The sequence below is a fragment of the Gilvimarinus polysaccharolyticus genome (assembly GCF_001187555.1).
GTDB lineage: Bacteria > Pseudomonadota > Gammaproteobacteria > Pseudomonadales > Cellvibrionaceae > Gilvimarinus > Gilvimarinus polysaccharolyticus.
Genome location: NZ_LFIJ01000001.1, coordinates 538,997 through 552,470, shown reverse-complemented (window position 1 = coordinate 552,470; position 13,474 = coordinate 538,997). Strand labels below are relative to the sequence as shown.

The window sequence follows — 13,474 nt, the reverse complement described above, 5'->3', positions numbered from 1 at the left end:
ATACACTGATTAAACGAACCTCATCAAACAAAGCTTATCGCTCAAAAATCATGTTGCTACAATACTTAAAGCTATGAACAGTTTTTATCACCGCATCTGCTTTTAACAATTAATCAGTTAAGACTGACGAAATACTTCGCCCGCCTTAACTGTATCACTTTAGCTCAACTTAAAACTTCCACGCTACCCGCGCAAACAAACGCACATCGTCGTCATCGCCGTGGATATCTTCACTGCCGATAGGTGCGGCGGCTGTGGCGCTGGCGCTCCACGCGCGGTTGTTGTAACGCGCCCCAATACCCGCTCCCGTTAAGCTGCGGCTGTTGTCGACGCTGGCGTCCCACGGGCTTTTGTTGATGTCGACTTGACCGTGATCGAGCAGTGCAAACGCTTGCCACTGGCTGTTTAGGTCGTAGCGCACTTCGACGTTGGCCAGGTAGCCTTCATCGCCGCTGGCTTCGCCTTGGGCGTAAGCGCGTACACCGTAGGCGCCGCCTAGGCTAAATTTCTCGGACGAGTCGAGGTTTTTATCGGCAAACTGGCCGTGGATTTGCGCGTGTAGGCTCCAGTTACCGCCGAGGTTTTGCAAACGCATCAGCGAGGGGGTCCAGCGCTCAAAGTCACCCGCGGTTTGTGCGGTCACGGTGTCGATGACTTGGTCGAGGTAGCTGTTGATGTTTAGCTCGCCTTTGGTATAGGCCAGCGAGGCTTGGGTGATACCACCACCCAACCACTGGTCGCGCCAATCGCCATTGATGCTTAGGGTGTACAGCTCAGAGTCTTTGTCGCTGTGGCTGGCAAAGGCACCAATTTTGTCTTCGAGCTCTTTGCTGTCGTACTGCAGCTGCACGTTTAGGTTGGCGCTGCGGGTACGGATTAACGATTGTTTTACAAACGCGGTGGTAATGCGCGCATTACCGGTGGCGTCTAGCTCGTCAAAGTTGCCGCCCAAGGTGTAGTCCATGTCGGAGTAAGCCACACCCAGCTCGGTGGCCCAAGGGCCAACGGGCAGTTGGTATTGGGCGCGGAAGAACACTTGTTCTTCATCGGAGCCAAGGGCTCTCAGATCAAAGCGGTCGCCTAAGCCTAATGGGCTGTTGACTTGCACGCTGGCGCCTAGGCGGTATTCACCGGTGGATTCGTTGCCGTAATTGTCGAGCTCGACGGTGCCGTTGACCCATGGGCCTTGGCTAACATCCACTTGCAGGTCACTGGTGCCAACTTCTTCACCGGGTACGAGGGTGGTGGTGACATCTATGCCAGGCAAGTCCGACAAGCGCAGCAGCGGGGTTTCTAGGTCGGAGGCGCTGAGCATTTGGTTGGCGTTTAATGCGCGGAACGGACGCTTGAGCACGAAGTCGCGGGTATGGGCGTCGTTGTTTAAGGCGACTTTACCCAACCGACCTTCAAGCACGTCGATGGTGACAACGCCGTCGTTTACATCTTGTTGCGGCAAGTAGGCGCGCGTTAAAAAGAAGCCGCGCTCGCGGTAGTAGCGGGTAATGCGGTTGCTGGCTTCTTGCAGTTCACCCAAGGTGAGGGTTTTACCGGCAAGGTCGGCCACTAATGCGGTGAGCTCATCGGCGGTAAAGATCTCGGCGCCGGTCACTTCAAAGGCATTGACCAAGACGCTGGGGCCGCCTTCGGCGGGCGCGGGTTGGGCTTGTTGTTGCGGCAGGCTGATATCGGCGTTGTTGGGCTCGGCCTGTACGCCGGGCTCGTTTTCTAGCTGCCGAATAAAGGTACCGGCATTGGGTACGGCTTGGGCAAACACCAGGTGGGGGATTAACACGGCCAGCGGCGTTAGCTTCAATATAAGGGGTAACTTCATGTTACGCGTTCCTCTCCATCGCGTTTTATACGCGGTTAAATACGGGGTTAAGCGGCGCCCTACGGTTTATGGCGCGGCGCCGCTTGTCGGTTGTGGTGTTACTCGCTGGCGTCTTGATCGGCGCTGGGCTTATCCGGCGTGATCTCGGTACGACGGTTTAACGCTTGCCCCTCTAGGGTGCTGTTGTCGGCAATCGGGCGCGTCCAGCTAAAGCCTTTGGTACCCAGTCGCGCAGGCTCTACACCCAACTCGACCAGTATGTTGTACACCGCCATAGCGCGTTTACGGGCGAGCTTTTCGTTGAGCAAGCGCGGACCGGTGTGCGAGGTGTGGCCTTCTACTAAGAGGTTAAACTCGGGATATTGCGCGAGCTTAGCCACAAATTTTTCCAGCATCTCTACGTATTCGGGCTCGACGGTATCGCTGTTGTTGGCAAACAACACCGCGCGCGGCATAGGTAGACCAAACTCGGCCAGAACCGCCGCCGGCACACGCACGCCGTCTTGGTATACGCCAAGCGATATGTCGTCCAGCTCACCGGTCAGCAAATCGCGGCCTTCAAAGAGGTTGGCGCGATCTTGGCGACCCAGTGCTTCCCGTGCAGGCAGTTGGGTACTGGTTAAGCCATCGCCGTAGCCACCGCCGGGGTTAGAGCTGAGCAGGTTTAACACGCCGTCGTTAAAGCTAACGGTGTAGTTGCTGCTGGCCAGTGTTGCCATCGGCGTTAAGGTGTATGCACCCGGTATCGGCAAGCTTAAGTCGGATGTCACGGTCAGCGAGTTACCAAACACGTCTTGCTCGGTGTCGCCGTTGGTTAGGCCGTCTAAGGTGGCGCTAAACGGTGGCAGCAGGTTCCAGTAGGTCTCGATGTCGTTGGCGGTCACCATCAGTGCGGCGGGAGTGATTTGCAGCGCGCCGTTGTTAATACTAAGCGCGTAGTTGTCGCTGAGGACATCACCGGTTACTTCTGGGGTGATGGTGTAGTAACCCACGTTTTGGCCTTCGCTGCGGCTTAGGCTCACGGTTAGGGTGTCGCCCTCGACCACGCTGCCGCCTTGGCTCCAGGTAAGCTCTGGGTCGTCTTGGCCATAGATTTTGGCAAAGTCGTCAGCGCTGATCACCAGTGGCCGTGGGGCAATGCTCAACACGCCATCATCAACGGTGACGGTGTAGTTGCTGCTGGCCAAGTCGCCCTCTAACGCACCGGTAATCACGTAGTCGCCAACGTTCTCGCCGGGTACGCGGGTTAAGGTGCCGTTTAAGGTTTCGCCAGCAGCCAAGCTGCCACCGGTAATGCTCCAGCTAAAGCTTGGGTCGTCGTCGCCATAGATTTTGTCTAGGTCGGCAATGTTGACGGTAATGGCGCGCGGGGTAATGGTAAACACGCCGTTAATCAGGGTGACGTCGTAGTTGCCGCTGGCTAAATCGCCGGTGACGTTGCCGGTAATGGCGTAGTTGCCCACGTTTTCACCGGGTGCGCGCGATAAACGACCGGTTAAGCGGTCGCCGGCACCCAGAGAGCCCGAGGTGACTCCCCAGCTAAAGGTGGGGTCGGCTTCGCCGTACTCTTTACTGGCGTTGTTGATCTTCACGGTAACGCTGACCACGGCTTGATCGATGGTGAGCACACCGTCGTTCATCACAATGTCGTAACCGCTTTGGTTGGACCACAACTCGCTGGGGGTAATATCGTAGGTGCCGGCGTCAATCGCGCCTTGCGAGTCGCCGGTGTATTCTAAATCGGCGCTGTTAATGTCGTCCGATCCGTACGGTGTGCCATTTTCGCCAAAGGCTGCCACAAACTCGGCGTAGCTGTTGCCGTAGCGCACGCCCGCGCCGGTGGTGGCGTTAATGTCGTGCAGGCCATCGTAGGCGACGCCGTCGTAGACTTTGTAATCGTCATAGGCGATCACATCGATTTCGGTTAGGAATGAGCGCAATAACGGAGTAGATTGGCCTTCGTAAATACGCCATACAGAACCTGTACCGCCTTCGGCGTCTATGTCTGCGCCCCAGCTGGTGAAGTTTGCTAGGTTAGTAAATTCGGTAGTAGTGAGGCCGGCGGCCCCCGCTGTCGGGCCGGACCCTATGCCGACGCCAGTGGTATCGACGTTCCAAAAACTGTTAACAACACTATTTTCGTTATGACCGACTAACCCACCGACTGAACTAGTGCCAGTGACCACACCTGTCGCATAGCTTTGCGAGATACTACCAATAAAGTTATTTGTACCTACTAACCCGCCAACATTATCATCTCCATTCACTTGGGCCACAGAATAACTATTAGAAACGGACGAATCATTCAAGCCAGCCAAGCCGCCAACAGTATTCTCACCAGTTACCTGCCCAGAACTAAACACCTCCGAGATAGAACCATTAAGGCTCATGCCCACTAACGCCCCAACGGTGTTAGTGCCAACAATATTCACTTGGGTGAGCCCAACATCGGAGATAATAGCGCCATTGGTGCGTCCAAACAGACCAACATAACCGGCCTCGGGACGGTTGATGGTTAGATTGCTAATAACGTGGTTATTGCCGTCAAAATCACCGCTAAATTCAACCGAATTGCCTACCGGAGCAAAGCCCAACCCACCCCAAACATCGGCGTTATCGGTAGAGGCAGTGGCCGAGGCGTCGATATCGGTCATTAAGGTGTAGCTACCTGCTAAATCAGCGGCCATGCCTTGCAAGTCGTAGAGATTATGTATTTCGCCACCGCCACTTAAAAAAGCACGCAGCATTGGGCGAGAGTGGCCCTCGGCGATAAACCATGCGTTGCCAAAATCAAAGCCTGTGTAGCTGCCAGCGCTGTAGGCGGTTTCTGCAACCGACCAATCACCGGTAACCGCGGTTATACCGGCAACCACTCCACCCGCACCGGTAGCATCGGCTTGCGCAGTGGTGAAAGAGTCCCAGTAGTTATTAGTATAAGTATTGCCGCCATTGTCCCGAGCCACCAAGCCACCACTGCTAGCCCCAGCTGTGGCAACCTCGCCACTGGCCCAAGAGGTTACTATTGTAGCGTTTTCTAGGTGACCAACTAAGCCACCCGCATAGTTAGTAGTTGCCTCTACAGCCCCTGTGGCAAATGAATCAGTAATAGAGCCCGCCGCGCGCAATACGCCTACCAAACCGCCAGAGTACGTTTCCCCACTAACCTCGCCCACTGCATAACTAGTATTTACAGTAAGTCCATCAGCGAGGCCTACTAATCCACCGCTTGACGCTACACCTGCCACATTAACGTCAGAATAACTCCCCACTATAGAGGAGGTATTAGACCCACCAATCAGGCCTCCAACACCACTCCCACCCGCGACATCACCGGCAACATCAACATCGGAGATTGAAGATAGACCATCTTGCCCCACTACCCCCCCGACATATACATCGCCAACAATATTAATACCGGTCAAGCTCAGGTCCGAAAAAGTCGCGCCAGTTGCAACACCAAAAAGACCAACGCCAGTGAGTGCAGGCCGATTAATGGTCAAACCTCCAATCTGAAAACCTTGGCCGTCTAGCTCGCCGGTAAAAGCGCCACCGGGAGTTATATGACCCACCGGCGCAAAACCGCGCCCGCCCCAAACATCCGCGTTGTCGGTTGAAGCGGTGGCCGATGCATCGATATCGTTAAGTAAAATGTAGCTGCCGGTTAAATCAGCCGCCATGCCTTGTAACTGATACAAGTTAGAGATATTGCCGCCGTCTAAAAAGGCACGCAGCATCGGGCGCGAGCTGCCCTCGGCGATAAACCAGGTATTGGCAAAATCAAATTCTTGACCGACTACTTCATAGCTGGCTTGGTCGTAAGCATCCGTCGCTCCGGACCAATCGCCGTTAACGGCCGTGGCGTTAAAGATACTACCCGCACCTGGAACCCCAACACCAGGTTGATTGGTGGTAAAGCTGTCCCAGTAGCTATTATTAACCGTCCCGTTGAAGTTATAGCCCACCAAACCGCCAATAGCGATGAAGCCGCCTGTCACCAAGCCGCTGGCATAGCTTTGCGTCACGGTAGCCATGGCATTGTTGCCGACCAAGCCAGCAACGCTTTCATCACCAGTAACGGCGCTGGTCGAGTAGCTTTGATCCACGGATCCATTGGTGTTATTACCGACTAATCCACCAACATCCGTATCCCCAATCACCGTACCGGTTGTGTAACTTAGGCTAACGTCACCACGGTTTCTAGCGACCAAGCCGCCCACATAGTAATCACCTGTAATTTGACCCTCAGTAACACCCAGCCTGCTGATGGAGGCCGTTGAGCTCGTGTGACCAAATAGAGCAACAAAATTCTCTGCTGGACGGTTAATGGTTAGGCCGTCGATGACAAAGCCAGCACCATCAAATGTGGCACTGTAGGGAATACTGGAATTGCCAATAGGATCGAAACCCGCCCCGCTGTTCCAGCCCGCGGTATCTGAAGCGTCTATGTCGTTTTGTAAGGTTGCACTAAGGTTTAGGGTAGTTGCCAATCCTTGCAGGCCAAAAATATCGGTAATTTGTAGTGGTGACCCGGTGCCATTACCACCTGTGGCACGGGTAAAGGTGCCGCCGTTTAGAGTGAAGTCGTCAGCCATAAACGTCGGCAGGGTCGCCATGATTTGGCTAAAGTTACCGGATTCTAAGGTGAAGGCCGCCACATTAATGTGGCCCTCAGCGCCGCTAGTAATGTCGGCCAATGCGGTAAGATTTAGGCCGCCGTTGGGTGCCTGAACATAATCATTAAAGACAATGCCACCATCAGCATCTAGCGTTAAAGTATTGGCGCTGGCCCAAATAATAGGGTCAGCAATGGTGATATCGCCATTACCGGCGCCAGCATCGGCGGTTTGTAATATGACATTGCTACCGGCCAGTGAGTTTTGCAGGGCTTGGGTATGAACGTGGCTGACGCCATCGTCTGCGCCCATTTCGTCGTAGCTGATGTCCAAATCTGTTGGGTCGAGCAACCAGGTGCCGGCGCTGCCGTTGGCGCTGGAGGCATCGATGTTGGCATTAGCGGTTACTTGCACCACCGCGCCAGAGGTTTCTATAAAACCGCCATTACCGCTGTTAGGGGCAGAGGCATCGAGCGTGCCGCTGACATTAACCGTGCCGCCGTTGAAACCACCAAGCAACATAATTTTGCCATCTTGCGCTTGCAGACTTTGCGCTTCTATTACACCTGTGTTGTTGACCACGGTTTGCAGCAACGCATCACTGGCATGGGCGGTCATTAATACTTGGCCGCCGGGGGTTTGTATCAGGCCGTGGTTTTCGGCCAGGGCGTTAAGCGCGGCTTCGTCCACCTGTACATTCAGCAAGCCGTCGCCGGCAAAGTCGAGAGTGATTTGGTTACCCGCTGCGAGCGCTACGTTGCCGAGCTTGGCCTGAATCACACCGCGGTTGCTTACCTGCCCACCCAATAGTGCTACCGCACCGGTGTCGGCGGCGGTGATTGCGCCTAGGTTTAATACCGAGGCCGGAGCGCCGTTGCCGCTAAAGGTAAAGTTGGTGTAGTCGGTATGCGACACATCCAACGTAGAGGCCACCAATGAGCCGACGTTGACGCTAGCACTCTGCCCAAACAAAACGCCGTTGGCGTCCATGACAAACACGCGGCCGTTGGCGTTAAGCTGGCCGTTGATTTGCGTACCATCGGCGCTAAACACGCGGTTAAGGGCGATGGAGGTGTCGTTGGGCTGAATGAAATTAACGATTTCATCAATGTTAATATCAAAGTTGTCCCAAACGATGGTGGTGTTTTGGGTGTTTTGTAGGATATCGGTGAGCTTGCCGCGAATATCAATATTGGCATCGCCATCAATTACCACGCCGCCATTAGGCCCAGCATAAGCTGCGCCGCTGATAAGAGCGATGGTAAGTGCCAAAGCACGCGATCGATAGGGAGGACAAACACATTGATGAGTGGATTTTGGCTTAGCTGACATCACGGATTCCTTGGTTGTGCCGGTTGTAGGCCGACAACAGATCAAATCAAGCATTACTGGCTTGCGCTAACTTACCATTATCGCAATTTACTGGGCTATGAGATAGCTTATTACCTGAAAATGCCTAAAAAAAATACAATAAAAATCAAGGAAACAAATCACAAACACCAGCTTCGTCATTTCCTGATGCAATTAACGCGAAGCTTAAAGGTGGCAGCATGACCTAGGCGGCACTAAGTAAATACATTAGCTCCGCCTTACCCAAAAAAACAGCCAAAGCCAATAAAGGTAATGGCCCGGCACTGTTACAACATAGCCACAAATATTCACTTACTACTTGTTCACGCATATACCGACCAGTTAGGGCGAGACCGGGTTGACTTTGTGTTCTGGCCACAACACACCAAGGGCTGGCTTAACGTCTAACTCGACCATCTAACATACGCTTAACCCTCACGGATTGAACCGGAAGACCCATAACTTGAACTTTCACATCAGTTTCGTGAGAATACGGACACCAGAGAAACCTTCTAGTCTGAAAGACAACAATAAACAAGGATGACGTATGCCCACCCCAGCAAGAGCCCTGCCCCATCTATTTATTAACACGCTTATAGCGTTATCGTTTATCTTGAGTGCCTACAGTGCCGCGGCCAACCTTAGCATCGAAAATTTTGCCCAACTGCCTGATGCAGGCGAGCTAACCCTAACACCCAACGGCAAAAAGCTTGCCGCACTAGTACGCATAAAAACTCAAGATCAAAAAGGTATTGCGGTTCAGGTAACCAACCTTGAAACTCAGGAGAAAAAATTTCACCTGTATACCGACAACAGCAAATATTTTATTTATAAAATCCACTGGAAGGACAACAATACACTCTTGGTACACACCTTCTACCCAGCACAGCGCGACACATGGATTGGATGGGCACAAGTGCGCGGTGACACACGAGAAACTCGACTGCTTATTATTAACACCGAAACTGGAGAAGTTACCCGGCCGTTTAAGCACACGTTCCTCGACGACTTTCAAGTTTACCTACCGCTCAAGACCAGATCGTCGACTTGCTAACCGAGGATCCAGACCATCTACTGATGGCAATGCCCGGCTTTTCTGGCGGCCCACACAACGTGATTTATAAGGTTAACATCCGCAATCAACGCGTCGTAGCAGTGCAAAATTCAGAATCTAGTATTCTGAGTTGGAGTACCGACCTGCAACACCGAGTCCGTGTTGGGTTGCACCTTAATGACGGCACGTTAACCAGCAGGATTTATGACTTAAACACAAAAAAATGGCGTGAACTTTGGCCCTACACACCACTATCCAAAGAACAAACCTCTGTCATCGGTTTTGGCAAAGACCCTGACATTGTTTATCTGCGCGCCGCTTACGATGACCGCCTTGCGATTTTCAAGGTCGATTTAAAAGACCCAAAGCTGGAAAAAAATCTGGTTTATTCTGACCCTAATTACGATGTGACAGGCTCGCTGATTTACGACCCGAACAGCTATGAGGTTATTGGCATTAACTCAACATCAAATCAAGGCTCTGTTTATTTCTCGGATAAACTTAACCTGCTACAAAAAAGCATTAATAAGCTAATGCCCAACACCCAAAATTATATTTACGATCTAACCGACGATAAAAATCATTACTTGCTCTATACCACCGGCGCTACAGAATCGGGGACTTATTATTTAGGGCAGCGCAACCCGGCCAAACTAACGGCGTTAGAATACCGCTATCGTAGCTTGCCACCAGAGACGCTAAGCAGCGTGCAAAATTACCCTTATAGCGCTCGCGACGGCCTTGCCATTGAGGCTAAGCTGACCTTACCCAAAGGCCAAAAACCCAAAAAACTCCCCACCATTATATTCCCCCACGGCGGCCCGCAGGCCCGCGACAGTAATGCATTCGACTATTGGTCTCAGTTTTTTGCCAACAAAGGTTACGCTGTTTTGCAAATGAACTTTCGTGGATCAACTGGCGAAGGCTTTGCACACCGTAACGCTGGCCTACAAAAGTGGGGTAAAGAAATGCAAGATGACATCCAGGACGGCGCACTAAAACTGATTAAAGACGGCATTGCCGATCCCGATAAGATTTGCCTTGCAGGTGCCAGTTACGGCGGTTATGCCGCACTGATGGGCGTAGTTAAAACTCCCGACTTTTACCACTGTGCGCTCAGCGTTGCCGGGGTGAGCGATGTATTTGACTTAGTTCGAGATAACCGCGACTTCCGAACAAAGTACAACATTGCGGATAAACAAATAGGTAAGCTTGGGGGGCAATTAAAAGATATCTCGCCGGTTAACCACGCAGATAAAATCAAGGTGCCCGTACTGTTAGTGCACGGCGACGCCGACCGTCAAGTACCCATCAAGCACAGCGAACGCATGCACCAGGCACTCAAAAGTCTCGACAAGCCTGTCACCTATGTCGTATTAGAAAACGAAGACCACTATCTGTCTAATGAAGATAACCGAGTCGCAACGTTTAAAGCCATGGACAGCTTTCTAAACCAGCACTTACCCAGCAACGCCAACTAGCGGGAAATAAGGCGAGCGAATTCACTACAGCCATACAGTCCGCTCGCCTAACAAACACATGCAGCTGTGTGCCACAATAAAAACCGCAGCGTAAAAATTGAGCCTAACAAGATAAATTATTCAACAATGGGGGAGGCAAGAGGAGCTTAACCTGCGCAAGCGCTTGGTTTTTAGCCGGTGTCGAACCGCTTAGCCATTGTGACAACGAAGTGGGTAGTTGAGCGGCCATAACCCTTCAGACTCGCATAATAACCTTGCGATAATAAAAAGTTATGACCGACTTAAGCACTACGATTAATGCTGGCCGCTTATCACTTGCTCAGATTTAAGTAATAAGTCTCTAATGCACCACTTACATAAACCAACGGCGCGTTCCAATTAATCGTAATCTCGTTAGTTGAATAGCTGCACCAATCGTCAAGATAAGATTCGGCCGCGAGACTCGACGGATAGTTACAACCATCTTGTTGGCCGCTGTGTGGGCCGCCAGCTAAAAAGCCTGGCACTGGGGCATCAACATCGTCGGCCGCCGAAGGCCTGTGGTGAATATCCATGGGGGGGCGCGCACCAAAGCCAGTAACAAAGCTGTACTCGGTTGGATTGCGCCCTAAGACGTAATCTAACAGCGCCTGAGCGCCATCCATATACTGGCTATCAGCGCTCACTCGATAGGCTTGCACCAACATCATCGCGCGGTTCATGGCAACACCATTACTACCCCAAACAAAATCAGAGCTGGCCATTGATACGCCATAAGCTGATTGCTCGCCGGTAGCCATAATGGCATCCGCTAATTCAGTGACACGCTGATTAATCAGTGCTTTATTCGCAACAGCGGTTAAGTCGTCAGCGTGTGCCGCCAATGACATCCACGCCAAACCTAACGATTGCGACCAGCTGGGCACAGCATTGCCCGCCGACCCTGCATTGATCGCTTGATAGTAGCTATCCTCGCCACTACTGATGTATAGCTCGGCGGCGGCCCAAACAAACTCATCGGCAAAATTACTATCACCATAAGCGCCAGTATTAACATCGCCAGGCTGTACATAAGCCACATTAGGGTTTTGCTCTGCCCACTGCCAAGCGCGCTTGGCTGCAGTTAACATTTGACTCGCTAAAGCTGTATCGTAAGGTTTAACAACACGGCTAGCAGCCGCCATTACCGCGCTAAAATTAAGTGTAGCTGCGGTTGCTTTTTGCACCACGTAACGGGGCTCGGCAGTGTCGCTTGGCATCACCACACCGACAAAGTTTTTAGTGGTTAACTTGTGGTACACACCGCCATCGGCAGGATCTTGCATGCTTAGCATCCAATCCAGATTCCAGCGCACTTCATCTAACAAATCGGGCACGCTATCGCCGCTTTCGGGAATGTTTAATTCGCGCTCGGCGTATAGCTCTGGGTAGTGTTCCAGCGCTGCCAGCAAGGTGTAAGTCGAGATGCCAGAGTTAACAATGTACTTACCGTAATCACCCGCATCGTACCAACCTTTAGGTGATGAAATTACGCTCTCGGCGGGACGTTCTGCACTGGCCGCGGATGGGTGAATCAGGACTTGAGTATCGGGGTGGCCACTTTCGCGGGCCCATACGCCAGCATATTGCGCCTCAAGCGCTGTGCTGGCGCGATTATAATAATAGGCTTTAATAACCGCTTTATTCAGCTCGCTGTAAGGATCATCGGCAATAACAAAAACATCTGAATCATTCAAGCCATCAACACGCACAAAATACTCACCAGGCACCGTCAACTGGCTAAAGTCCGCCTGCCCCACCGCCTCTGCGGCATAGGACCACTGCTGATACGCATCAATCTCGCCACTAGCCGCCTCGATATTTGTGGCCGCGTTAATAACGCTAAAATGCGTAGCCTCCGACTGAGGGATAACTGCAACTTTTTTCCCACCTAAAGCAAAACCTACTTGATTGACATGAATCCGGCTCTTGCTCGACGCACTCGACGCACTCGATGTACTTGATTGCGATGATGTCACCACACTGGATGATGTGGAATCCGAATTGGAATTATTACTTGAGGTGCCACCACCACAAGCTGCGAGCGTCAAGCATAGGCTGCCGGCAAACGCTAGAGTTCTGGGCTTAAAAGTCATCATGGTCGTCCTTCTATATTGTTATGTATTTACGACTGGGCATGGTTTGTTGTCGCGTTAGCGTTTAGTAGCGCCACATTAAGCCGACACCACCAAATTTTACATGCAGGTAACTTGGCCAAGTGTAGCCTTAGCCGAACGATAAAGCTGTATGAGGTGTGTTAGCCAATGCTAAGAAGTGTTTTGTTAACAGTGAATGCCCCTGTTTATAGGGGTTGTATTTAAAACTGCATCGCGCGATATGCAAACGTGAATTCACAGGCCTAAATTATTATGTGTTAAAAGCGCCGTAAAATTTAACGTATGAGCTGCATAACGACTTATAAATTAAGCGTTTTTTTAACAAAAGGAATAGTTAGTTTACGCTGTTCGGCTAGCGATGCATGATCAAGCTTATGCAAATAACAAAACAGCTGAGTCATATCTCGCGGCACCCGCTGCACAATATAACTGGCCACCTCTTCATTAAGCTCAATGCCTCGCTCGCGGGCGCGACGCATTAGCGCTTGCTGTTTATCGGCATCGTTTAATGGCTGTACCTTAAGAGTAATGCCCCACTGCAGACGTGAACGTAAATCGGGTAACGCTATATTGAGCTCGCGAGGGTTTTGCGCCGCGGCGACCAGCAACAAACGGCCAGCATCGCGTAATGAGTTATACAAGTTAAACAGCGCGCGCTCCCAGGCTGGATGACCCGCGACAGCTTCAAGTCCGTCGAGGCAAACCATATCCAGCTCCTCAAGCCCTTCGAGCAATGCCTCGGGGGCAAAGCTTGCCATGTCATGCAGGGGTAAGTATTGCACCACCAAACGGCGCGACTCGGCATTGTGACAGCTGGCCTGCAGCAAATGGGTTAAGCCAACACCGCTGGCACCCCACAAATATAAAAAATGCTCACCCTGCCCCTCTACCTGCTCGCGCAGGGCGCGAATAACCTGACCGTTACTCGAGTGCGCCGGTGCATAGTAATTATCAAAGGTGGCATCATCTTTTAGGCTAACGCTCAGCGACAGCTGTTGCGGTTTTGACAT

Annotated in this window: 6 protein-coding genes; 2 read left to right on the top strand and 4 right to left on the bottom strand. The window is 52.0% G+C overall.

The features are described 5' to 3' along the window. Positions 1-169: 169 nt before the first annotated feature. Positions 170-1,831 carry a ShlB/FhaC/HecB family hemolysin secretion/activation protein gene (locus GILYN3_RS02220; RefSeq protein WP_049721335.1) on the bottom strand — a complete coding sequence of 554 codons (1,662 nt, stop codon included), beginning with the start codon at positions 1,829-1,831 and terminating at the stop codon, positions 170-172. A gap of 98 nt (positions 1,832-1,929) precedes the next feature. After that, entirely contained in the window at positions 1,930-7,776 is a 5,847-nt protein-coding gene (locus GILYN3_RS02215; RefSeq protein WP_049721334.1) for an MBG domain-containing protein, read from the bottom strand. A 565-nt stretch (positions 7,777-8,341) separates the two neighbouring features. On the opposite strand from GILYN3_RS02215, the gene GILYN3_RS02210 reads away from it, so the two are divergent. Further along, a complete protein-coding gene (locus GILYN3_RS02210) occupies positions 8,342-8,848 on the top strand; it encodes a hypothetical protein (protein ID WP_049721333.1) in 507 nt (168 codons plus the stop codon). 101 nt (positions 8,849-8,949) lie between these two features. After that, positions 8,950-10,329: an alpha/beta hydrolase family protein gene (locus GILYN3_RS02205; protein WP_198147263.1), complete on the top strand. Its 1,380-nt coding sequence runs from the start codon at positions 8,950-8,952 to the stop codon at positions 10,327-10,329. 311 nt (positions 10,330-10,640) lie between these two features. Here GILYN3_RS02205 and GILYN3_RS02200 read toward each other — a convergent pair whose 3' ends face one another. After that, positions 10,641-12,446 carry a glycoside hydrolase family 9 protein gene (locus GILYN3_RS02200; RefSeq protein WP_232305493.1) on the bottom strand — a complete coding sequence of 602 codons (1,806 nt, stop codon included), beginning with the start codon at positions 12,444-12,446 and terminating at the stop codon, positions 10,641-10,643. 317 nt (positions 12,447-12,763) lie between these two features. Further along, positions 12,764-13,474, bottom strand: a complete 711-nt coding sequence (gene hda, locus GILYN3_RS02195; protein ID WP_049721331.1) for a DnaA regulatory inactivator Hda — start codon at positions 13,472-13,474, stop codon at positions 12,764-12,766.

Bases quoted from the DNA above. Each gene is read 5' to 3' on its own strand.
- GILYN3_RS02220 (WP_049721335.1), bottom strand. From the start codon at position 1,831: ATGAAGTTACCCCTTATATTGAAGCTAACGCCGCTGGCCGTGTTAATC.
- GILYN3_RS02215 (WP_049721334.1), bottom strand. From the start codon at position 7,776: ATGTCAGCTAAGCCAAAATCCACTCATCAATGTGTTTGTCCTCCCTAT.
- GILYN3_RS02210 (WP_049721333.1), top strand. From the start codon at position 8,342: ATGCCCACCCCAGCAAGAGCCCTGCCCCATCTATTTATTAACACGCTT.
- GILYN3_RS02200 (WP_232305493.1), bottom strand. From the start codon at position 12,446: ATGATGACTTTTAAGCCCAGAACTCTAGCGTTTGCCGGCAGCCTATGC.
- hda (WP_049721331.1), bottom strand. From the start codon at position 13,474: ATGTCAAAACCGCAACAGCTGTCGCTGAGCGTTAGCCTAAAAGATGAT.